Origin of the sequence: Mesorhizobium ciceri biovar biserrulae, from assembly GCF_001618845.1 — a bacterium.
Classification (GTDB): Bacteria; Pseudomonadota; Alphaproteobacteria; order Rhizobiales; family Rhizobiaceae; genus Mesorhizobium; species Mesorhizobium ciceri.
In genome coordinates, this window is the sequence record NZ_CP015064.1 from 764,769 (window position 1) to 787,101 (window position 22,333).

Genomic DNA, 22,333 nt, shown 5'->3' on the forward strand with positions numbered 1-22,333 from the left:
TCGGCGAATTTTTTCTAACTTCGCTGGAAAACTTAGAATAAAGCTATCGATCTGTCTAATCAGTTGTTCTTGTAAATTCGATCGATATTGGTTCTTAATACGGACATGACCCTGGATCAGTTGCGGATTTTCGTCGCCGTCGCCGAGCGCGGCCATATGACCAAGGCGGCGGAACTGCTGGGCATTTCGCAGTCGGCGGCATCGGCGGCCATCCGGGCGCTTGAAGAACAGCACGGCGTCCACCTGTTCAACCGCGTCGGCCGCAACATCGAGCTTGCCCAGACCGGCCATCGGTTCCTGCCCGAGGCCAAGGCCGTGCTCGAACGGGCCGCCGCTGCCCGCAATGTGCTGGAGCATGTCTCGCAGACCGTCACCGGCAGCCTCTCGATCGCCGCCAGCCAGACCATCGCCAGCTACTGGCTGCCGCGCCGGCTGGCTTCCTTCCACGAAGCCTATCCGGCCGTCAGGCTGAGCGTCTCCATCGGCAACACCAGGCAGGTCGAGGCCAATGTCCTCGATGGCGCGGCGGATCTGGGCCTGGTCGAAGGCCGCACCGAGTCCGATATCCTGCGCCGCACCAAGGTCGACGTCGACAAGCTGATGCTGGTGGTTGCCAGCGCGCATCCGGAGATCCCCGAAGTCGCGCCCGGCCGCCCTGACATCAAGGGCCTGCGCTGGATTATCCGCGAGGGTGGTTCGGGTACGCGCGAGGTGCTGGAGGATCTGGCACGCCACGAAGGCATTTCGCTAGCCGACCTCCAGATATTCCTGGTGCTGCCGAGCAATGAAGCTATTCGCCAGGCGGTCGAGGCGGGGGCCGGCGCCACCATCATCTCCGAGCTTGTCGCGGCTCGCGCCGTGGCCGAAGGCAGTCTGAGATCGGTGCCGCTCGAACTGCCGAAACGCGACTTCGCCATGATCACCCATCGCGATCGCCAGGCAAGCCTGGCCCACATGGCGCTTAAGGCGCATCTCGACGGCAAGGCGGATGCCCCGTCGGCGGGCTAGAGTATCAGAGTTTGCGGCTTTGCCGTTGGCTCGGAGGTCTTGGTACTTTGTATCGAGTGGCTGATTGAAACGCCTCACCACGACCTTCCTCCCCAGATGGGCTCGCTAGCGCTGTCCGCCTCGACGCCCAGCCGTCACTCTGGCAATCCGGCGTCCCGCAGCGCGCTTCCCAGAGTCTCCGCGAGCGCTGGCGCACAGCGCACGCCAGCAAATTGGCGGCTGTAGCGGAAGCCCGGCTGAAGCTCGCGCACGCGCGCGGCGGCGGCCCTCGCTTCGTCCAGCCGGCCGAGTTTGGCGAGCGCAGCGGTCAGTTGCACGTAGGTGATGCTGTGTGCCGGATTGGCTTGAACGGACTTGTAGGCTGCGCGACAAGCTTCTTCGTAACGCCCGCGCAGCAAATGGCTCATAGCTTGGGCGTCAAAGGCGGCCCAAGCCCACGAATCGAACGGGCTTAGCCGGATACCCTTCTCGCTCCATTCTATCGCGCGTTCTGCTTCGCCGGCCCATCCGAGAACGACGCTGCCAAGAATGTAAGTCAGCGCCGATGACGGGCTAATGGCGAGGGCTGCGTCTAATGCCGTGAATGCAGCGGCGCGATCATGCGCGTCCATGCCGATCGAAAACCCTGCCCATGTCAGAGCGAGTGCATCGTCTTGTCCATGGACAATGGCCAATCGGGCGTGCCGGATCGAAGCCGCACGGTTGAATTCCTGCAGCCCGGCACGAAGGAACAAACAATGATGACACATTGCTGCATTGCCATGCGCAAGGGCATAGGCAGGCTCGAGTGCGATGGCACGCTCAAGAAGCGCCAGTGCTCTCGTAACTTGTTCCGGCATACCTGTATCGACATCAGGCTGGGCTTGAAGCACGAGATCGTATGCGTCGAGACTCTCTGGGCGCTTCCGCCTGACACGTTCAATTTCCGCTTTTCGCAAGCTTGGAGCAATCGCGCCCACCGCTGATAGCGCGATTTCGTCCTGAAGCGCGAAAATGTCCTCCGAACTCCGGTCGTAGCGCTCGGCCCACACGTGCGCGCCGGTCGATGCATCGATCATCTGAGCGGTTACGCGCACACTACCGCCAGCTTTGCGCACGCTGCCTTCGAGGACATATCGTACGCCAAGCTCGCTGCCGACCTGCTTCACGTCCACGGCGCGGCCTTTGTAAGCGAAGGTCGAGTTTCGCGCGATAACGAAAAGCCATTTTATGCGTGCCAGGCCGGTGATGATGTCATCGACCATTCCATCGGCGAAGTACTCCTGTTGCGGATCTCCGCTCAAGTTCGAGAACGGCAGGACCGCCACGGAAGGCTTCTCAGGCAAGGTCGGCGCCGACGCGGTGCGGGCGGCTGCAAAACGATCGGGGACATTCGTCGCAACAGCCGGTCCTACATAGCGATAGCCTCGGCGCGGCAGTGTTTCGATCCAGCTCTCAGCATCCGCTGCGTCGGCCAATACCCGGCGCAAGGCCGCGATCTGGACCGTCAGGTTGTTGTCGGCAACCGCCAATTTGCCCCAGCCGGCTTCGACCAGCGCGTCTTTGGATACCGGTACGCCCGCGTTTTGGAGCAGCAAACGCAGAAGCGAAACGGCGCGTTGCCCAAGCATGGTCGGCTCGGCGCCGTGATACAAAATGCCCGCCACCTGATCGAGACGGAACGGGCCAAACTGATAAAGGTCGCCTCCGATTGTCATCCAACGCTTTTAGCAAATTTTTGGGAACGAATTCACGACTTTCCCGGCATCGACGGCCAATGTTGCACAGGTGCTTGCCGGAAGTAAGCACCCAGTCAAAGGAGGATCCTATGAGTGCCAATGCCATTATTCGCATGCCCGACGAGAAGAAGGGGATCATGCTGCGTGGTCAACCTATGGTCTTCCTCGTCACCGGCGAAAACACCAAGCACACGAGCATGTTCGACTGGACGATCCCAGCGGGATTCGCCACCGGACGGCATGTTCACCGTGTGCAGGAAGAGACGTTCTACCTGCTCGAAGGTGAGTGTGCGTGGCATGTCGGCGACAAGACGGTTCGCGCAACGCCCGGAACCTATCTGTTCATTCCACCGGGAGTGCCGCACGACATCACGAATGTCAGTGAGAGACCCGCCCGCGTGCTGATGACCGTCTCTCCGCCTGGCCACGAACGCTACTTCGAAGAACTTGCCAGACTCGCGGCGCAGGGTGCGCCGGACCCAAAAGCCCTCGCTGAGTTGCGGAACCGCTACGATACTGACCAGCTCTCGACTTTGACGACACGCGGGTAGGCATCTGTCACGGCGGCCCCACGGCAGCTTCTGGCCAATTGCGACATATCGCGCTGGCGCACGAGCTTGGTCGCTATCGGCGCAAAGCGGACGTGATCTTCATCGCATCACGCCGAAGGTTATGGGTACACGACCTGGCCTAAAGCGGATCAGTAATCTCTGAAAAGCTGGACCGCTCGAAGAAAGCCTCAGCCGAACTTGCGTTGCGCATCCAGCGCCAGGCCAAGTCCGACCGAGCCGAACATGTCGCCTTCGATGACGGATGCCTGCGGCACCAGCGACAGGATCTCTCGTTTGGCCAGCGGGATCGCGGTCGATCCGCCGGTCAGGAACACCGCGGTGATGTCGGACGGCTTCACCTCAGCGTCCCTGATAGTCTGCCCGACCGTTGCGGTGACCCGCTCGATGTCCCTGGCAATCGTCACGTCGAGCCCGCTGCGCGTGATTTCGGCGGTGAACTCCGCACCCGGCAGCTTCACAGCGACCTCTGCGGATGACCTGTCGGTCAGCTCTATCTTGGCCTTCTCGACACGTGCGGCCAGCGCGTGTCCGTAGCGGTGTTCGACGACGTGGATGAAACGGTCGACCAGGTCGGCGCGCTCGGCCTCGTAGCGGATCTGGCGCAGATGCGTCATCGCCTTGGCGGTGTAGACCAGGTTGATGCGCTGCCATGTGGCGAGGTCTATGAAATAGCTTGCCGGCAGGTTGCGCTTGCCGTCCTTGGTCGGCGTCAAATAGCCGAGTTGCGGCATGACATGGGCGATGCTCAGCAGCCGGTCGAAATCCGTGCCGCCGATATGGACGCCCCGGCTGGCCAGGATGTCGTCCTTGCGGTCGAGCGAACGGGAGCGCTGCGGCGAGACACGCACGATCGAGAAGTCCGACGTGCCGCCGCCCATATCGATGATCAGCGCCAGCTCCTCGCGTGTCACCTTCTGCTCGTAGTCGAGCGCCGCCGCGATCGGCTCGAACTGGAAAGCGATGTGCTTGAAGCCCTGGGCACGCGCGGCGTTCTCGAGTTCGCTTTGCGCCTTCGCGTCGGCCTCGGCATCGTCATCGACGAATTGCACCGGCCGGCCAAGAACGACGGTCTCGACCGTATCGCCGGCATCGGCTTCCAGCCTCTTCTTGAGATGGCCAAGGAACATGCCGACGATCTCCATGAAGCCGATCGACCGCGATTTGATGCGGGTCTTTTCATGGGCCAGCGAACTGCCGAGCACGCTCTTCAGCGAACGCATCAGCCGGCCTTCGATGCTGTCGGTGTAATTGGCGATGGCCTGACGGCCAAAGCAGGTGCGGTTGTCCTCGAAGTTGAAGAACACGGCACTGGGCAGCGTGACCTGGCCGTTCTCCAGCGCGACGAGGCGCGGCTGCCCGTTGCGGACCACGCCCACGGTGGAGTTCGAAGTGCCGAAGTCGATGCCGCCGAAGGCTGGTCGCATGACAAGTTCCTGCATTTGTCGTCGGCGAGCCGACAGGCGCCATGAGAAATCGCGCGCTGTCCGGGGACGGGCTGCTCTGCCGAACCGAATTGTTTGTGTCTGCCATTTGGCTGGGGAGCGCGGTCTACCGCATGCCTCGGCAAAGGGAAACCACTTTTCGGGGAAAATGCTAATCTCGCCGGAAGATCAGCCTTCCGAGCCAGCCGGTCAGCATGGCCAGCGATATCGCGAAGACGCCGTAGAGGAAGGAATAATTGTGGGCGACACGGAAGATCGACTGCTCGAAACCGGATTTGCGGATTTCGAGCTGGGCCGAGCTTTCCTTGATGAACAGACCGCTCTTGAACAGGAACGCGCGGGCTTTGTGGGTTCCAACCGGCACATTTGGCGCCAGCCTCACTGTGGCGCGGAAAAGGTTCTGCGACAGGAATTGCACGCCGCCGACATTCTCGCTGTAGAGGCCGGTCGCCGACTTGCGCTCCCGCAGTGCTGCCGTGAACTCCTCGATCGTCGCCGGGCTGTCGCCGGCATCGGCGGGCTGCATATAGAGGTTGGAGGCGCCGAGCGACAGCTGCTTGTAGCTGTTGGGTTCGGTGATGTCCTGCAGCGGCCGCGTCGTCGCCACCGAATAGGAGACCGGCACGTTTTCGAAGGTCTCAGAGTCCAGATTGACCCAGACGCCGAGCACCCTGTCCTTGCGGCGCACCACCACCGGTTTGGGCGGACCTTCGAGCACGACGATGACGTCGTAGCGGCCCTGGCGCGCGACGAGTGGATCCGGGTTTTCCAGCGAACCGAAGATGGTCAGATCGGCCCCGGAAAAACCGGCGGTGATCGAGACGTTGTCGGTGGAGAGACCGATCTGGATGCCTTCGGTCAGCGGGACCTGTGCCTTCGCCGGCACGGCGGCCGCAAGCAGCGACAGGACAATGGCGGTTGCGAATGTGCTGCGAGCCTTCATCAGTTGAGGCCCGCGGCAGACAGCGAATAGAGGTTGGGCGGGGTGACGAAAAGATCGATCGCCAATCGTATCGCCACCGCCAGCACCAGCAGTGCCAGCAAGGCCCTGAGCTGCTCGCCGCGCAGCCTCTGGCCGGCCTTGGCACCGTACTGCGCGCCGGCGACGCCGCCCGCCATCAACAGGAAGGCCAGCACGACATCGACTGTCTGGTTGGTGGTGGCGTGGACCAGCGTCGTGTAGGCGGAGGTGAAGATGATCTGGAACAGCGAGGTGCCGATGACGACATTGGTCGGCACTTTCAGCAGATAGATCAGTGCCGGCACCATGATGAAGCCGCCGCCGACACCCATGATCGACGACAGGAAGCCGATGCCGGCGCCAAGCCCAAGGACGGGGATGACGCTGACGAACAGTTTTGACGCCCTGAACCGCATCTTCAGCGGCAAGCGGTGGATCCAGTTGTGCTGGCCGGATTTCTTCAGCACCGGCGCCGCACCGCTGCGCGTCGCGCGCAGCGCATTGACGCTCTCGACCAACATCAGCCCGCCGACAGTGCCGAGCAGCACGACGTAGAGCAGCGAGATGAACAGGTCGAGCTGGCCGAGCCTGCGCAGGAAGGCGAAGACGTAGATGCCGCCGGTGGAACCGACAATGCCGCCGGCCAGCAACACCCCGCCGAGCTTGAGGTCGAGCGTACCGCGCTTCATGTGCGAAAGGACGCCGGAGACGGAGGAGGCGATGACCTGGTTGGCGCCAGTGGCGACAGCGATCGCCGGGGGGATGTTGTAGAAGATCAACAGCGGCGTGATGAGGAAGCCGCCGCCGACGCCGAACATGCCCGACAGGAAACCCACCGCCGCGCCCATCGCCAGCAGGACGAAGATATTGACGGAAATTTCCGCGATCGGGAGATAGATGCCCACCCGTCAGTCTCGATCAGTTCTGCCTGTCGGCGAATGCAACCGTTGCGGGCATCTTGGACCGACAAGCCAATTCGTTCTTGCGCCGGAGGTGCTGCGAAGTCAAACCGCGCTACGCCGCCGAAACAAAAAACATCTCAATCAGTTAACAGGCGAATGTGTGGCAAGGGCGTCGTGGAAGCGACGCCTCTGCCGTTATTTGCGCGCCAGCAGTGCCTTCACCAGGTTTTCGTCGACTTCGCCGGTCGCCGGCATCTTGTTGTCGGTCTGGAAAGCCATGATCGCGGTCTTCGTTTTCTGGCCCATCTTCCCGTCGGCGCCGCCGGCGTCGTAGCCGTTCTTGTTGAGAATGCGCTGGATGTTCTGGACGGCCTTCTTCATGTCGATGCTGGCGGTCGTCTGCGGCGCGCCGTCCTGCCAGGACTCGGGAATGTCGGCCGAGTTGGCTGCCGCATCCAGCGGCTTGGCCTTCCACAGCTCGGTCGCGGCGCGGGCGCGCTCGAGCTGCTCGGGCCGCAGCGCATTGGCGATCTCGTCACGCTTGGCCGCCGCATCCTTGTCGCCGGTCTTGGCGACGAGCGCGAACCATTTGTAGGACTCCTCGAGGTTCTGCTTCATGCCGACGCCCTTGGCGGCGAGGATGCCGAGATTGAACTGGCTGTCCTTGACGCCGACGTCGGCCGCCGCCTGGAACCAGTGCGCGGCCGATTCATTGTCGGTCACGCCGTCAGCCGCCATGGCGAACAGCACGGCCAGATTGTGCATGCCGCTGGCGTTGCCCTGTGCCGCGGAAAGCTGGTACCAGGTCTTCGCTTTCTTGATGTCGCGCGCGACGCCGATGCCCTTTTCGTAGAAATTTCCGATACGGTATTCGGCCGGCGCGAAGCCGAGTTCCGCCGATTTCTCGTACCATTTGGCCGCTGCCGCCATGTCTTCCTTGACGCCGCGCGACTCGGCATAGCGCGAACCGATTTCGAACAGCGCCTTGGCGTCGCCGCTGGCAGCGGCGTCACGCAAGGCGGCCGGGCCGGCGTCAGCGGGAATGTCGAATTTTGCCGTCGTCGCCGGCGAAGCGTCCACCGGCGGAACCGCGCCCGTGGTGTCCTTGGCGGTGGTCGGCTCTGTCGCCATAGGCTGGATGCCGGTGGCGGTATCGGTATCGGCAGGTTCGGCGGCGACCGGAACGGTCGAGGCCGGCGCAGCCGAAGCTGTCGTCGTCTCGGACGCCGCTGGGTTCGCATCGGCCGATGTAGCCAAGGCGACGGGGGCGGGAACCGGTTCTGCGATCGGCGCGGCACCCATCGACGGCTCGGCGCCTGACGGCGTGGCAATCATGCTTTGCGCGGCCATGTCGTCCTTGGTTGCCGGTGCGGATGGCTCGGCCTGTCTGACGGCATGGTCCGGCGCGCTTTCCACTGCCGCGGGCTGCGCGTCCGTCTTTGGCTGGCTCGCGGCATCGAGCGAGGCGGTTTGCATCGGCTGCGAGGCGACGATCGGCACGACATCGTTGCTCGCCACCTGGGCCGGATCGGCGAAGAAGGCCTTGCCCAGTTGCAGGGCGCCCAGCGCCAGCAGGATCGCGGTTGTCCCCATCAGGATCGGCTTGCGCCGTGCCTTGAGCAGGTCGCCGATCCGCAGTGCCTTCACCGGTCCGGTCACCGTCGACTGGCGCTTCAGCGCATCGGCCTCGGCGGCCGCGGCCTGCGCCGCGCGCCGGGCAGCGGCGATGAAATCCGATTTCGCGGCATCGGTGTCGCTGGGCTTGGCCGGCTGGCCGCGCTCGTCACGCACGCGCTTCATGATGGCATTGAGGTCAGGTGCGCCGGAGCCGGGCTCCAGCGGCCGGTTGGCCATTTTCGGATCGAGCGGCTCGTCGAGATCGACGCTCGGTATTGGGGCACTCGGCGCTGAGCCGGCCAGTGGCGGGATATCCGCCTCCTTCTTGCCCTTGAAGGCGCGGGCCAGCCCGCCGAACAACGATTTGCGGCCGCCGGCCTGTCCGCCTTTCTCGGCGATCGTGTCCGAACCGAGCGCGGCCATGGCCGCCGCCGCGGCAGCCTCGGCCGGCGTGCGCGTGCCAATACCAATACCGAGGTCGCTACGCATACCCAGGTCGCCGCGTGCACCCGGCTCATTGCGCAGGATGGCGGCGGCACGGCCATCGAGATCTGCCATGTCCCCAGTCAATGGCAGGGGCTGATCGATATCCATCGACGGCGCGTCGACGGCCATTTTGGGTCGGCGCACGCCGCGCCAGTTGCTCGGCTCGGCCGGTGCCGCATCCAGCAATTCGCTCATCGCCTCGACCGGCTCGCCGGGTTCGAGCGAACCCAGCCGGTCGACGATCTTGAGCAACGTATCGTGGATGGCCTCGAACGTTCTCGAATTGCGTTCGTCGGAGCGCCGCGTCAGCGTTTCAAGCGTCTTCAAATCCTGGGCGAGGCCGGAAACCGCGGTCGCATTGGCGCTCGAACCGGCCAGCGATTGCACTGCGTTCTCGGCCGCTTCGCGCGCCGCGCCAAGGATGGAATCGCGGGTTCCTGCGAGCGACTTTTCAATTTCGTTGAGACGCGGGCTGATGTCCTCGAATTCCGGCAGCGGGGTGCTGGGCTTGGAAAGATGGGCCGACAGGCCGGCAACCTGTGCTTCCAGGCTGCGGATCAACGCCGGATCGATGCCGGCGACCTGTGCGGCCGACGCGTCTAGCCGGCTTGAAATATCTTCGAGCCGGCTCTCCAGTCCGCGGATCGCCGCTTCGCCCGCGGGATCGGGCACACGCGTTTCAAGGCGCTTGGCGAGCGCCGTAAAGCGGGCATCGATGGCTTCCATGATGCCGACGCTGTCGACCTGCGGCATGCGCTGGTCGAGCCTGTCAGCAACCTCGTCCAGCCTGCGCTCGAGATCGCGGAACAGCATGTTGCCCTGTTCTATGGCGTCACCCTGGCGGCGTTCCATCATGCTCGACAGCACGTCGAAGCGTTGCTCCAGCCCATGGAAGATGTAGTCGGCGTCAGGCATGGCGGGTGCCTGGTCGATCTTGTCGGCGATGAATGCGATCTGCTTGGCCAGGCGCTCCATCGCCTGCTCCGGCAGATTGGCGCGGCCGGCGAGTTCGTCGACCCGGCCCGACAGCGTGCTCAACCGGTCCATGACCGCGTTGCCGGGACGATCCTGCGCCACTTCCTGGATCTGGCCGGCAAGCGAGTCGATCCGTCTCTCTATGCGCTCGAAAGCCTCGTGGTCGAATGAATTGGCTTGCGCGGCGACCGTCGATGCCACGATGGCGCGGGAAATCTCGTCCAGCCGCTCGTCGATCATGCCAAGCGTGTCGCTGCCGCGATTGTCTTGCTGGCTGGCGAAATGGTCGACAGCGCCGGCAAGCGTGCGCACCTTCTCCTCCAGCGAGCGCAGCGACAACGATTCCGGCAAATTGCTGACGGCATTGCTGATCTGCTCGAGCCGGGCGGTGAGAGCAGACAGGCCCGGGTCGTCCGAGCGCTTGCGCTGGTCGGCGTCGACGCGGTCTTCGAACGCCGTCCAGCGGCGATCGAAATCGTCCCAGCGGCGGTCGACCTTCTGCACGCTCTCTTCGCGTGCCAGCGTTTCGAGTGCGGCTTTGACCTGTTCGAGCTCGAGCCGCAGCATGTTGACGCTTCTGTCGTCGCTCTTCTCGGCCAAGGTCTGGATGGCGCCCGAAAGCCGCTCGAACTCAAGGCCGAGTTCAGCACTGCCCTTGGCCGAAGCACCGGGCCTTGCGCCTGACTGGAAGGCCCGCTCGATGTCCTTGCGCAGCGCTTCGAATTCCCGCTGCAGGCCTGCGGTCATCTGGTGGCGCAATTCCTCGCGCATGCCGCGCAATTCGCCGGCGATCTTGCCGACTATGGCAACGCCATCCTCCTGGCCGCGCACGCGATCGATATCGCGGGCAATGGCCTGGTAATTCTGCTCGAAAGCGGCGGCTCCCTGCATCGGGCTCTTCGGACGCGACGCGGGCTGCGGGTCCTCATACCAGCGCTGCTGGCCAGAGGGCCGGGCGGCGGGGTAGCGCGCATCGGCACCATATTGGCGGGGATCGGGTTGGCGGAGTTCGGGACGTGCCATCGGATCCTCGCGCGTCCGCTCCAGCCGCTGCTCCAGTGTCTCCAGCGACTGGTTCAACTGATCGAGCGTGGTCTGCGGCCTGCGCTGCCTGCCGGCATTGAGTGTATCGAGATAGGACCGCTTGCTGTTCATCGGTGCGTCCGTCTTTCAGAATGGCTGGCTCGCGGCCAGTTCCCCCAGGTCCCTATCGGAACGAAGGCGACCGGCGGCGATGCCGCGGCGGAAGACGAGCTTCCCGGGCTCTCGCCCGCGCTCCGAAAAACCGTGAAAAATTCGATACAGGATAAACACGGGTAGCCGACGCGCCCACATTTCCCCCAACGTGGTAAACAACGCGTTAACCAAACTTAAGAAACCGAAAGGATGTTGGCTGCCGGCCTGACGGTGCGGCATAAAGGGCGGGGCGCAGAACGCCCTTGCGTCATCCTGCGGCAATCGGTATAGAATTGACGTAAACGTAAAAGGCGCATTGAGCGCATGTTTGCGATTTGTTTGTTGAAACCACGACTGGAAGCAGGCCCCCGCTTCCAGTCAGGCGACGCACGGTCCAGGACCGCGACGCCACCAGACGGGGAAAGCCAGTGACCATGAAGCTTATCTCGGCCGGCGAGACCGCGGCCAATACCAATATGTCTGCCGAAGCCGGCGAGGACCTCGTCCGCATCGGCGAGATGGCGAAGAAATATGGAGTGACGCTGCGCACGCTGCGTTTCTACGAAGACAAGGGCCTGCTCAACCCGCAGCGCGACGGTTCGACCCGTCTCTACACGCGCCGCGACAAGGCCCGCCTCAAGCTGATCCTGCTTGGCCGCAAGGTCGGATTCTCGCTGCGCGACGTCAAGCAGATGATGGATCTCTACGATCCGACCGGTTCAAACACCAAGCAGCTCAAGCTTGCGCTGGATAAGTCGGAAAAGCAGCTTGCCCGCCTGCAGAAGCAACGGGCGCTGATCGACGACGCCATCAACGAACTCAGCGGCTCGATGTCGGCGGTGCGCCAGATGCTGAGCGAGCGTTCGGCGCCGCAGGCGAGCGCCGCCAGCTGAAGCAATTCCGTCAGGAATTGCGCCAGACACCAAGTCGTCTGCTGATTGTCCGAGTTCTGTCTAGCCGCGTGGCCTGCCACGCGGCTTTTCGTTGTCCTGGCCCACTCTTAGGCCTTTCGGCGCTGGCTTGCGCAACGTCACGCCGCTACGCTCATTGCTCCAGGGGGCGGGGAATCTTGTCGCATCGAGAAAATTGACGTTTACGCAAACGTCAATTTTTGCTATCCCGCTCCCAATATGGGTCCGCATGCCGCCCTGGCTTGTCTTCGGGGCATTCGGACCGGGTTTGCAGGGTGGAGAAAAAGCATGCCGACATACAGGGCTCCGGTCCAGGATACGCTGTTCGTGCTCAACGAGGTTCTGGGTTATCAGCGTTATTCGAACCTTCCCGGATTTGCCGACGCCACGCCCGATGTGCTCGAGGCGATCCTCGCCGAAGGCGCCAAGCTCGCCGAAAACGTCATGCATCCGCTGAACCGTGTCGGCGACATGGAAGGCTGTGTGCGTCACGACGATGGCTCGGTGACCACGCCGAAAGGCTTCAGGGAGGCCTTCGACCAGTACCGCGAGGGCGGCTGGATGGGATTGGCCGCACCCGTCGAGTTCGGCGGCCAGGGCCTGCCCTATGCCGTGCACACCGCCGTCGCCGAATATATGGTCTCGGCCAATATGTCCTTGATGATGTATCCGGGCCTGACGCAGGGCGCGATCGCGGCAATCATCACCCACGGCACCGACGAGCAGAAGGCGACATGGTTGCCGAGGATGATCGAGGGTGCCTGGACCGGCACCATGAACCTGACCGAGCCGCATTGCGGCACGGATCTCGGCCTGTTGCGGACCAAAGCGGTGCCGAACGGCGATGGCACCTATAAGATTTCAGGCCAGAAGATCTTCATCTCGGCCGGCGAACACGACATGTCGGACAACATCGTCCATCTGGTGCTGGCCCGCATCGAGGGTGCGCCGGAAGGCGTCAAGGGCATCTCGCTGTTCATCGTGCCGAAGCTCAAGCTCGACCCGTCGGGCAATCCGGGCAACAGGAACACCGTCTCCTGCGGCTCGATCGAGGAGAAGATGGGCATCCACGGCAATTCGACCTGCGTCATGAACTATGACGAGGCTGAGGGCACGCTGCTCGGCGAGCCCAATGGCGGCCTGAAGGCGATGTTCACGATGATGAACGAGGCGCGCCTCGGTGTCGGCCTGCAGGGGTTGTCGCTGTCGGAGATCGCCTATCAGAACGCTGTCGGCTACGCCAAGGACCGTTTGCAGGGCCGCTCATTGTCTGGGCCGAAGGCGCCGGACAAGAAGGCCGATCCGATCATCGTCCATCCCGACATCCGCCGCAGCCTGATGACCATGAAAGCCTTCAACGAGGCCGGCCGCGCGCTGGCGCTGTGGACGGCGATCAAGTCCGACATCGCCCACCGCTCCGGCGATGACAAGGATCGCCAGGCCGCCGACGACTACACCGGCCTGATGACGCCGGTGGTCAAGGGCGTGCTCACCGACAAAGGGTTCGACCACGCCGTCATGGCGCAGCAGGTGTTCGGCGGTCACGGTTATATCGAAGAGCACGGCATGAGCCAGTTCGTGCGCGATGCCCGCATCGCCATGATCTATGAAGGCGCCAATGGCATCCAGGCGCTCGACCTCGTCGGCCGCAAGCTTGGTTTGCATGGCGGCCGCGCCGTGCAGGCCTTCTTCAAGGAGGTCGGCGAATTCTGCGAGGAGAACCGCGCTAACGAGAAGATGGCGCCGTTCACCAAGGCGTTGAAGAAAGGTCTCAATGATTTGCAGGCGGCGACCATGTGGCTGGTGCAGAACGGCATGGCCAAGCCCGACAATGCGGGTGCCGCCTCGACCGACTACATGCATCTCTTCGGCCTGGTCGCTCTGGGCTATATGTGGGCTCAGATGGCCAAGGTGGCACTTGGTAAGACGGACGCCAATGGCGCGCAATCTTTCTACGACAACAAGGTCGTGACGGGGCGCTTCTTCATGGAGCGGATCATGCCGGAGACATCGGCGCATCTCGCCCGCATTTCGAGCGGCGCCGACACATTGATGGCACTGCCGGCGGAAGCGTTCTAAGCTCGACCTCACTGGCCTTTCTGTCTGTCGATACGCGGAGGAAATCGTGGCGACAAATCCCGTCGAAGTGCTCTCTTTGCCGAAGCCCGCCTGGGCGGCGGACGAGGTCGGCATGCTCTACGACATGACGCATCGCTTCATGTCGGAGGAGATCGCGCCGCGCTACGACGAGTTCGAGAAGAACGAGATGGTCGATCGCGAAAGCTGGCTGAAGGCAGGTTCCGCCGGCCTGCTCTGCGCTTCTATGCCGGAGGAATATGGCGGCTCCGGCGGCACCTTCGCGCATGAGAGCGCCATCATCGAGGCCATTGGCCATGTCGGTGTCGACGGGTTCGGCATCGGCCTGCACAATTCGATCGTCGCCCCTTATATCCTCCACTACGGCTCCGAGGAGCAGAAAAAGAAATGGCTGCCGAAGCTGGCGACCGGCGAGCTGATCGGCGCCATCGCCATGACCGAGCCCGGCGCCGGTTCCGATCTGCAGGGCGTCAAGACGCGGGCGCAGAAGGATGGCAACCACTACAAGATCAATGGTTCCAAGACCTTCATCACCAACGGCCAGCTTGCGAACTTCATCATCGTCGTCACCAAGACCGATCCGGAGAAGGGGGCCAAGGGAACCTCGCTGATCGTCGTCGAGACCGACGAGGTGGAAGGTTTTCAGCGCGGCCGTAACCTCGACAAGATCGGGCTCAAGGCCAACGACACGTCGGAGCTGTTCTTCAACGACATGCGCGTGCCGACCTCCAATTTGCTCGGCCACGAGGAAGGGCAGGGCTTCGTCCAGTTGATGCAGCAACTGCCGCAGGAGCGGCTGCAGATCGGCACAGGCGCCATCGCCATGATCGAGCGGGCGCTGGCGCTGACCATCGACTACGTCAAGGAGCGCAAGGCGTTCGGCAAGGCGATCATCGATTTCCAGAACACCCAGTTCAAGCTGGCCGAACTCAAGACCGAGGCCACCATCGGCCGCGTCTTCTACAATGATTGCGTCACCCGCCACATCGCGGGCGGCCTCGATCCTGTGACAGCGTCGATGGCCAAGTACTGGCTCAGCGACCTGCAGGGAAAAGTCGTCGACGAATGCCTTCAACTGCATGGCGGCTATGGCTACATGAATGAATACCCGATCGCCCGCATGTTCCGCGACGCCCGCGTCCAGCGCATCTACGGCGGCACCAACGAGATCATGAAATTGCTGATCGGACGCTCTCTCTGAAGGCGACATCAGGCAAACCCAAGGAGCAAGCAAATGGCTGAAGCTTATGTCTATGACGCCGTGCGCACACCGCGCGGCAAGGGCAAGAAAGACGGATCGCTGCACGAGGTGCCGGCGGTGCGGCTTGCCGCCAAGACGCTCGAAGCGCTGCGCGACCGCAATGGGCTGGACACTGCAAACGTCGACGACATCATCTTCGGCTGCGTCGATCCGGTCGGCGAGGCGGGTTCGATCATTCCGCGCGCCGCCGCCTTCGAGGCCGGCTACGACACCAAGGCGCCCGGCATGCAGATCTCACGCTTCTGCGCTTCCGGGCTCGACGCCATCAATTTCGGTGCCGCCAAGATCGCGCAGGGAGCGGACGAGATCGTCATTGCCGGCGGTGTCGAATCGATGTCGCGCGTCGGCATGGGCGCCTCGGGCGGTGCCTGGTTCATGGATCCTTCGGTCGGCCTGCCCGGCTGGTTCGTGCCGCAAGGCATCTCGGCCGACCTGATCGCCACCAAATATGGCTTCAGCAGAGACGACGTCGACGCCTATGCGGTCGAGAGCCAGAAGCGCGCCGCCAAATCCTGGGCGGATGGCCGCTTCAAGAAATCCGTCATCCCGATCAAGGACCAGAACGGCCTGACCATCCTCGACCATGACGAGCATATGCGCCCGTCGACCGACATGCAGTCGCTGGCCTCGCTCAACCCGTCCTTCGTCATGCCCGGCGAAATGGGCGGCTTCGATGCGGTCGCGGTGCAGAAGCATCCCGAAGTGGAAGAGGTCAACCACGTCCATCATGCCGGCAATTCGTCCGGCATCGTCGATGGTGCGGCGGCCGTGCTGCTCGGTTCGAAGAAGGCCGGCAAGGCGATGGGGCTGAAGCCCCGCGCGCGTATCCGCACCTTCGCCAACATCGGCTCCGAGCCGGTGCTGATGCTGACCGGTCCGGTCGACGTCACCGAGAAGCTGTTGAAGCGCGCCAAGATGAAGCTCTCGGACATCGACCTGTTCGAGCTCAACGAAGCCTTCGCTTCGGTGGTGCTGCGCTATATGCAGGCTTTCGACATTCCGCATGACAAGATCAACGTCAATGGCGGTGCCATCGCCATGGGTCATCCGCTCGGCGCCACCGGCGCGATGATCTTCGGCACGGTGCTGGACGAACTCGAGCGGCGCGATCTCAACACCGCTCTGGTGACGCTGTGCATCGGCGCCGGCATGGGCACCGCAACCATCATCGAACGCGTCTGACGGGGAGAGAAACGATGAGCTACACCAATTTCGCCCTCGACACCGACGCCGACGGCATTGCGCTGGTCACCTGGGACATGCCCGGCCGTTCGATGAACGTCTTCACCGAAGAGGCGATGCGGGAATTGAACGCCATTGTCGACAAGGTGGCTGGTGACGCCGCCATCAAGGGCGCCGTGATCACCTCCGGCAAGGATACCTTCTCCGGCGGTGCCGATATCTCTTTGCTGCAGAAGATGCTGACGACCTTCGCCGCGGAAAAGGGCAAGGACGCCGAAAAGGCCACCAAGGCGCTGTTCGACAATGCCGGCATGATGACCGGCCTGTTCCGCAAGCTGGAAACTTGCGGAAAGCCGTGGGTGTCGGCGATCAACGGCACCTGCATGGGCGGCGCCTTCGAATTGTCGCTCGCCTGCCACGGCCGTGTCGCCGCCGATAGCGACAAGGTGAAGATGGCGCTTCCCGAGGTGAAGATCGGCATCTTCCCGGGCGCCGGCGGCACCCAGCGCGTGCCGCGGCTGACCGATCAGCAGCAGGCGTTGCAGATGCTGACCTCCGGCCAGACGCTGTCGCCGCAGAAGGCCAAGTCGATGGGCCTGATCCATGAGATCGCCGAGCCGACAAGGTTGGTCGAGACCGCCAAGGCGATGATCAGGAATGGCCTGAAGCCGGTGGCGCCATGGGACGAGAAAGGTTTCAAGCTGCCCGGCGGCCAGATCTATTCGCCGGCCGGTTTCAATCTGTGGCCGCCGGCCATCGCCATCTTGCGCCGCGAGACCTATGGCAACTATCCGGCCGCCGCCGCGATCCTCAAATGCGTCTATGAAGGCCTGCTGGTGCCATTCGACACCGCCTTGCGCATCGAGCAGCGCTATTTCACCGAGATCATGCAGACCAGGGAAGCGGCGGCGATGATCCGCTCGTTGTTTGTGTCGCTACAGGAACTGAACAAGGGCGCCCGCCGCCCGGCCGGCGTGCCCGAAACCAAGTTCAAGAAGATCGGCATTCTCGGCGCTGGCTTCATGGGCGCCGGCATCGCCTATGTCACCGCCAAGGCCGGCATCCCGGTGGTGCTGCTCGACCGTGATCTGGAGTCGGCCGCCAAGGGCAAGGCGCATTCCGACAGCCTGGTCTCGGATCAGGTCAAGAAGGGCCGCGCCAAGCCGGAGGACAAGGACAAACTGCTGTCGCTGATCACGCCGACGGCGGACTACGCCGACCTTGCCGGCTGCGATCTGGTGGTCGAGGCGGTGTTCGAGGATTCGGGCGTCAAGAAGAGCGCCACCGAACAGGCGGAAGCCGTGTTGAAGCCATCGGCGATCTTCGCGTCGAACACCTCCACCATCCCGATCTCGTCGCTGGCCAAGAATTCGGCGCGGCCGAAGAATTTCATCGGCATCCATTTCTTCTCGCCGGTCGACAAGATGATGCTGGTCGAGATCATTTTGGGCAAGAAGACCGGCGACAAGGCGCTGGCCACCGCGATCGACTTCGTTCGCGCCATCAAGAAAACGCCGATCGTCGTCAACGACACGCGCGGCTTCTACGTCAACCGCTGCGTGCTGCGCTACATGTCGGAAGCCTACAAGATGCTGATCGAAGGTGTGCCCGCGCCGATGATCGAGAACGCGGCGAAGGCAGCCGGCATGCCGGTCGGCCCCCTGGCGCTGACCGACGAAACGGCCATCGACCTTGCCCAGAAGATCATGAAGCAGACCATCAGGGATTTGGGCGACAAGGCGGTCGATCCCAAGCAGATGGCGCTGATCAACACCATGGTCGACGATCACGGCCGCTTCGGCCGCAAGAACGGCAAGGGTTTTTACGATTATCCGGCCAAGCCCGCCAAGAAGAAGCTGTGGCCGGGCCTCAGGGATCTCTATCCGCAGCTTGCACCCGAGAAGGTCGATTATGAGGAACTGCAGCAGCGGCTGCTGGTCACCATCGCGCTGGAAGCGGCCCGGGTGATGGAAGAAGGCATCGTCACCGACCCGCGCGAGGCCGATGTCGGCTCGATCCTCGCCTTCGGCTTCGCTCCCTATACCGGCGGTGCGCTGTCCTACATCGACGGCATCGGCGCCAAGGCGTTCGTCAAGATCGCCAGAAACCTGCAGAAGAAATACGGCGCCGAGTTCAAGGCGCCCAAGCTGCTGCTCGACATGGCCGAGAAGGGTGAGAGCTTCTATCAGCGCTTCGATCCCTATGCGAAAGGCGAGACCAGGAAAGCGGCGTGAGTAAGCCTTGCACTGTGGACAAGATGGCGGTCCGGGGTTAGAACAGGGAAGGTATTTTTTCCTGTTCAAAGGAGAGCGACACATGCTCTCGCATGACCGTGTCTGGGCTGCCATTGATGCTCTTGCCGAGCGCTATTCGCTTTCGGCCTCGGGGCTGGCCAAGCGTGCGGGGCTCGATTCCACCGCCTTCAACAAGTCGAAGCGCCTGTCGTCGGATGGCCGGCCGCGCTGGCCCTCGACCGAATCACTGGCAAAGATCATGGAGGCAACGGGCGCCTCCCTCGACGAATTCACCGGTTTGATTGAAGGTAGGGCCGGGGCCAGCCATGCGGCTTCGGTCGCCCGCCGAAGCTCCGTGCCGCTGCTCGGCTTTGCCCAGGCCGGCGCCGGCGGCTTCTTCGACGATGCCGGCTTTCCAGCCGGGCAGGGCTGGGATCTGATCGAACTGCCGACGCAATCGACCGAGAGTTCCTATGCTTTGCAGGTGCAGGGCGATTCCATGCTGCCGCTCTACCGCAATGGCGACGTCCTCATCGTCGAACCGGGCGCCGTTACCCGCAAGGGCGATCGCGTCGTCGTCAAGACCACATCAGGCGAAGTGATGGCCAAGGTGCTCGAGCGCCAGACCGTCAGGTCGATTGCGCTGGTCTCGCTCAATCCCGATCATCCCGACCGCGATATTCCCATGCGCGATGTCGAATGGGTGGCGCGGATTGTCTGGGCAAGCCAATAGGTTAAGCTGGTGCGGCTTCTCCATCACGCGCTGGCGGTTCTGATGGTCCCTGTGATGGCAGCCATCGTCGTCACTGGCGGTCGCACTCTGAAAGGTAATGAAAGCGTCATCACCGTGGACCAGCTTGATCCGGGCGCCGATACGATGGCGCAGCAGGCTGCCGGGACGCTGCCCGAGGAGCCGGCCACATCGGCCATCGCAGTTCCGCAGCCGCCGAAGCCGGCGACGCATTCGAGGGCGATCGATCCCGAAATCGTCGCGCCGCCGGAACTGCCCGCCGACGGGCTTGAACGGATCGAGCCGCGCGAGCCGCTGAGCAAACTCGCGCTGGCCGTGCCGCCCAAGCCGAAAATGCCTGACGACTGGAACGGCACAAAGCTGTTCCAGCCGGTTGCGCCGGCCGCCGGCTTGATCGAGGCGAAGGGCTACTCGGTCGCGGTTTCCGGCATCGACATCGTCAGGCAGGACGAGATTTGCAGCGAGGACGGCAAGTCCTGGCCGTGCGGCGTCCGGGCGAGGACAGCGTTCCGCGCCTTCCTGCGCGGCCGCGCGGTGGTCTGCACGGTGCCGCCGCAGGGCGGCCGCGACCTGATCGCAGCCGAGTGCCGGATCGGCAAGCAGGATGTCGGTCAGTGGCTGGTCGAAAATGGCTGGGCGCGCGCCGCCAAGGGCGGCCCCTATGTCGAGGCCGGCGACAAGGCGCGCACGGGCAGGAAGGGCATTTTCGGATCGGCGCCCGATCTGTCCGGCATGCCGGCGATGCCGGCCGCGCCAGGCCCCGCACCTCAGGCGCCGGGTTCGATCCTGGAAGAGGTCGACGGCGTGCTCAAGCCAGCTGACCAGCCAGCGCCCGCTCAATGAGCGCACGCGTCTCGGCAACGCCGTAGAGTGCTGCGAACGAGCCGAAGCGCGGGCCGCGCTCCTGGCCGATCAGCACCTGGTAGATCATCTGGAAGAAGGCGCCCGATACGCCGGGGCCGCCTTCCGGGCTCTGCTTGGAATGATCCTGATAGCGCTCGATCCTGCGTGCGACGTTGAGCGAGGCGTTCTGGATCGCTTCGCCGCTGGCGTCCGCCGGCAGCGCGCCAAGTGCTTCGTCGAGCGCTGCCAGCGCTTCGCGCTCGACCTCGTCGGCGGGCCGGAAGGTTTTCGTCGGCTTCACGAAGTCGTCGAAATAGCGGATCGCATGGCCGACCAGCCGGTCGAGCTCTGGATGCGTCGCCGGCGTTACGCCTTGCGTATGACGTGAAATGAATCCCCACAGCACATCCTTGTTCTGCGCGTTGGAAGCGCTGACCAGATTGAGCAGCAGAGAGAACGGCACCGGCATGTCGATCGCGGGCGGGTTGCCGTCATGCATATGCCAGACCGGGTTGCCCAGCCGCTCCTTCCAGTCCTGGCGGGGATAGGCGGCGAGGAACGTGTAGTATTCATCCACGGCCCGCGGGATGACGTCGAAATACAGCTTCTTGGCCTGCCGCGGCCGTTGGTACATGTAGAGCCCGAGGCTTTCGGTCGGCGCATAGGTCAGCCACTCGTCGATGGTCAGCCCGTTGCCCTTCGACTTCGAGATCTTCTGGCCATTCTCGTCGAGGAACAGTTCGTAGACGAAATGCTCGGGCGCCCGTCCGCCCAGAATGTTGCAGATACGGTCGTAGACCACCGCATTGGTCTGGTGGTCCTTGCCGAACATTTCGAAATCGACGCCAAGCGCTGCCCAGCGCATGCCGAAATCCGGCTTCCACTGCAGCTTCACGCGGCCGCCGGTGATCGAAAGCGTGGTCTCGGTGCCCTCGTCGTCGAAGGTGATGGTGCCGGCTTTGGCGTCGACATGCTTCATCGGCACGTAAAGCACGCGGCCGCTCTTCGGCGAGATCGGCAGGAACGGGCTGTAGGTCGCCTGCCGCTCGGGCCCGAGCGTCGGCAGCATCACCGCCATGATCTGCTCATAGCGCTCGGCGGCGCGCTTGAGCATCGCGTCGAAACGGCCGGCCTTGTAGTATTGGGTCGCGCTGGCGAACTCGTAGTCGAAGCCGAACGTGTCGAGGAAGCGGCAGAGCATCGCATTGTTGTGGTCGGCGAAGCTCGCATAGTCGCTGCCGAAGGGGTTGGGGACCGACGACAGCGGCTTGTGCAGATGCGGCTCGAGTGCGGCGCGGTCCGGCACGCTGTCGGGTATCTTGCGCATGCCGTCCATATCGTCGGAAAAGCACAGCAGCTTGGTCGCGACCTTGTCCTGCGTCAGGACACGGAAGGCATGGCGCACCATCGAGGTGCGCGCCACCTCGCCGAACGTGCCGATATGCGGCAGGCCGGACGGCCCGTAGCCGGTCTCGAACAGGACCGTTTGCGGAAAGTCGGCGCCTTTGTAGCGCTCGATGATCTTTTTGGCTTCCTCGAACGGCCACGCCTTGCTTTCGGTCGCGGCCGCCAGCAGCTCGGGGTTGAGATCGATGATGTTTGATCCCGCCATGTCACAGTTTTCCAAATCATCTGCCGGCCCGAAGGCGGGCCGCAGCAAGGGTTTTTCAACCGGTCTCTAGGCGTGCAGCGCCGGAGCGTCAACGCGTGCGGCGCTTTTTCCTTGCGGTGCAGAACGGGCGTTCCTAACTTCGAGGCCCGGTTCAAGGAGAAAAAATTGCCGACACCTCATGAAGCCCTGATCTATCTGATGGTCATCACCTCGGCCTCCGACCGCGACATGACCGATGTTGAACTGGCACGGATCGGCGAGGTCGTCCGCTCCTGGCCGGTGTTCGAGGACTTCAACCACGACAGGCTGGTCGGCGTCGCCCAGGACTGCCAGAAGCGCCTGCACGAAAAGGATGGGCTGGAGGGCGTGCTGGCTGAAGTCGCCGAGGTCTTGCCCGAGCGGCTGCGCGACACCGCCTATGCCGCCGCCTTCGAGGTTGCCGCCGTCGACCTCGAAATGCGCATGGAAGAGGTGCGGGTGCTGCAGCTGATCCGGCGTCAGCTCGATCTCGACACGCTGACGGTTGCTGCCATCGGCCGCGCGGCCAAGGCGCGGCTGCGTACCCTGACCTGAAAGTCCTTGGCT

General features: G+C 63.3%; 16 protein-coding genes. 10 read left to right on the forward strand and 6 right to left on the reverse strand.

From position 1 onward, the window contains the following. Positions 1–105 precede the first annotated feature (105 nt). Positions 106–1,008, forward strand: a complete 903-nt coding sequence (locus tag A4R29_RS03580; protein WP_063171193.1) for a LysR substrate-binding domain-containing protein — start codon at positions 106–108, stop codon at positions 1,006–1,008. A gap of 134 nt (positions 1,009–1,142) precedes the next feature. On the opposite strand, the gene A4R29_RS03585 is transcribed toward A4R29_RS03580, so the two are convergent. Further along, positions 1,143–2,705, reverse strand: coding sequence for a winged helix-turn-helix domain-containing tetratricopeptide repeat protein (locus A4R29_RS03585; RefSeq protein WP_063171194.1), 1,563 nt, complete (start codon positions 2,703–2,705; stop codon positions 1,143–1,145). 110 nt (positions 2,706–2,815) lie between these two features. Between A4R29_RS03585 and A4R29_RS03590 the strand changes: the two genes are divergently transcribed. Next, a complete protein-coding gene (locus A4R29_RS03590; RefSeq protein WP_063173546.1) occupies positions 2,816–3,277 on the forward strand; it encodes a cupin domain-containing protein in 462 nt (153 codons plus the stop codon). A 188-nt stretch (positions 3,278–3,465) separates the two neighbouring features. On the opposite strand, the gene A4R29_RS03595 is transcribed toward A4R29_RS03590, so the two are convergent. The 4 genes from A4R29_RS03595 to A4R29_RS03610 form a co-directional block, all read right to left on the reverse strand. Then, a complete protein-coding gene (locus A4R29_RS03595) occupies positions 3,466–4,722 on the reverse strand; it encodes an Hsp70 family protein (RefSeq protein WP_024503176.1) in 1,257 nt (418 codons plus the stop codon). Between the two features lie 169 nt (positions 4,723–4,891). Continuing rightward, on the reverse strand, positions 4,892–5,683 hold the full coding sequence (locus tag A4R29_RS03600; protein ID WP_013533664.1) for a TIGR02186 family protein: 792 nt from the start codon (positions 5,681–5,683) through the stop codon (positions 4,892–4,894). After that, a complete protein-coding gene (locus A4R29_RS03605) occupies positions 5,683–6,606 on the reverse strand; it encodes a sulfite exporter TauE/SafE family protein (protein WP_013533663.1) in 924 nt (307 codons plus the stop codon). The genes A4R29_RS03600 and A4R29_RS03605 overlap by 1 nt, the downstream gene beginning before the upstream one ends. A 192-nt stretch (positions 6,607–6,798) precedes the next feature. Next, positions 6,799–10,836 (reverse strand): peptidoglycan-binding protein, encoded by a 4,038-nt coding sequence (locus A4R29_RS03610; RefSeq protein WP_063171195.1) that lies wholly within the window; start codon positions 10,834–10,836, stop codon positions 6,799–6,801. Between the two features lie 455 nt (positions 10,837–11,291). Between A4R29_RS03610 and A4R29_RS03620 the strand changes: the two genes are divergently transcribed. The 7 genes from A4R29_RS03620 to A4R29_RS03650 all read left to right on the forward strand — a co-directional run bounded on the left by A4R29_RS03620 (position 11,292) and on the right by A4R29_RS03650 (position 20,136). Next, positions 11,292–11,750, forward strand: a complete 459-nt coding sequence (locus tag A4R29_RS03620) for a MerR family transcriptional regulator (protein WP_013533661.1) — start codon at positions 11,292–11,294, stop codon at positions 11,748–11,750. 306 nt (positions 11,751–12,056) lie between these two features. After that, a complete protein-coding gene (locus A4R29_RS03625) occupies positions 12,057–13,847 on the forward strand; it encodes an acyl-CoA dehydrogenase (protein WP_024503172.1) in 1,791 nt (596 codons plus the stop codon). Between the two features lie 46 nt (positions 13,848–13,893). After that, complete coding sequence (locus A4R29_RS03630) at positions 13,894–15,066, forward strand: acyl-CoA dehydrogenase family protein (RefSeq protein ID WP_082827285.1); 1,173 nt, start codon at positions 13,894–13,896, stop codon at positions 15,064–15,066. Between the two features lie 33 nt (positions 15,067–15,099). Next, complete coding sequence (locus A4R29_RS03635) at positions 15,100–16,308, forward strand: acetyl-CoA C-acetyltransferase (protein ID WP_063171197.1); 1,209 nt, start codon at positions 15,100–15,102, stop codon at positions 16,306–16,308. A gap of 14 nt (positions 16,309–16,322) precedes the next feature. Beyond that, positions 16,323–18,542 carry a 3-hydroxyacyl-CoA dehydrogenase NAD-binding domain-containing protein gene (locus tag A4R29_RS03640; RefSeq protein ID WP_063171198.1) on the forward strand — a complete coding sequence of 740 codons (2,220 nt, stop codon included), beginning with the start codon at positions 16,323–16,325 and terminating at the stop codon, positions 18,540–18,542. 82 nt (positions 18,543–18,624) lie between these two features. Then, positions 18,625–19,275 (forward strand): S24 family peptidase, encoded by a 651-nt coding sequence (locus tag A4R29_RS03645; RefSeq protein WP_013533656.1) that lies wholly within the window; start codon positions 18,625–18,627, stop codon positions 19,273–19,275. Positions 19,276–19,284: 9 nt separating this feature from the next. Next, positions 19,285–20,136, forward strand: coding sequence for a thermonuclease family protein (locus tag A4R29_RS03650; protein WP_366212087.1), 852 nt, complete (start codon positions 19,285–19,287; stop codon positions 20,134–20,136). Here the strand turns inward: A4R29_RS03650 and A4R29_RS03655 are convergent. Further along, complete coding sequence (locus A4R29_RS03655; RefSeq protein WP_063171199.1) at positions 20,102–21,748, reverse strand: lysine--tRNA ligase; 1,647 nt, start codon at positions 21,746–21,748, stop codon at positions 20,102–20,104. The genes A4R29_RS03650 and A4R29_RS03655 overlap by 35 nt on opposite strands. Positions 21,749–21,913: 165 nt before the next feature. On the opposite strand from A4R29_RS03655, the gene A4R29_RS03660 reads away from it, so the two are divergent. Further along, positions 21,914–22,321, forward strand: coding sequence for a tellurite resistance TerB family protein (locus A4R29_RS03660; RefSeq protein WP_013533653.1), 408 nt, complete (start codon positions 21,914–21,916; stop codon positions 22,319–22,321). Positions 22,322–22,333 lie beyond the last annotated feature (12 nt).

Bases quoted from the DNA above. Each gene is read 5' to 3' on its own strand.
- A4R29_RS03600 (WP_013533664.1), bottom strand. From the start codon at position 5,683: ATGAAGGCTCGCAGCACATTCGCAACCGCCATTGTCCTGTCGCTGCTT.
- A4R29_RS03625 (WP_024503172.1), top strand. From the start codon at position 12,057: ATGCCGACATACAGGGCTCCGGTCCAGGATACGCTGTTCGTGCTCAAC.
- A4R29_RS03640 (WP_063171198.1), top strand. From the start codon at position 16,323: ATGAGCTACACCAATTTCGCCCTCGACACCGACGCCGACGGCATTGCG.
- A4R29_RS03620 (WP_013533661.1), top strand. From the start codon at position 11,292: ATGAAGCTTATCTCGGCCGGCGAGACCGCGGCCAATACCAATATGTCT.
- A4R29_RS03585 (WP_063171194.1), bottom strand. From the start codon at position 2,705: ATGACAATCGGAGGCGACCTTTATCAGTTTGGCCCGTTCCGTCTCGAT.
- A4R29_RS03590 (WP_063173546.1), top strand. From the start codon at position 2,816: ATGAGTGCCAATGCCATTATTCGCATGCCCGACGAGAAGAAGGGGATC.
- A4R29_RS03655 (WP_063171199.1), bottom strand. From the start codon at position 21,748: ATGGCGGGATCAAACATCATCGATCTCAACCCCGAGCTGCTGGCGGCC.
- A4R29_RS03580 (WP_063171193.1), top strand. From the start codon at position 106: ATGACCCTGGATCAGTTGCGGATTTTCGTCGCCGTCGCCGAGCGCGGC.
- A4R29_RS03635 (WP_063171197.1), top strand. From the start codon at position 15,100: ATGGCTGAAGCTTATGTCTATGACGCCGTGCGCACACCGCGCGGCAAG.
- A4R29_RS03610 (WP_063171195.1), bottom strand. From the start codon at position 10,836: ATGAACAGCAAGCGGTCCTATCTCGATACACTCAATGCCGGCAGGCAG.
- A4R29_RS03595 (WP_024503176.1), bottom strand. From the start codon at position 4,722: ATGCGACCAGCCTTCGGCGGCATCGACTTCGGCACTTCGAACTCCACC.
- A4R29_RS03645 (WP_013533656.1), top strand. From the start codon at position 18,625: ATGCTCTCGCATGACCGTGTCTGGGCTGCCATTGATGCTCTTGCCGAG.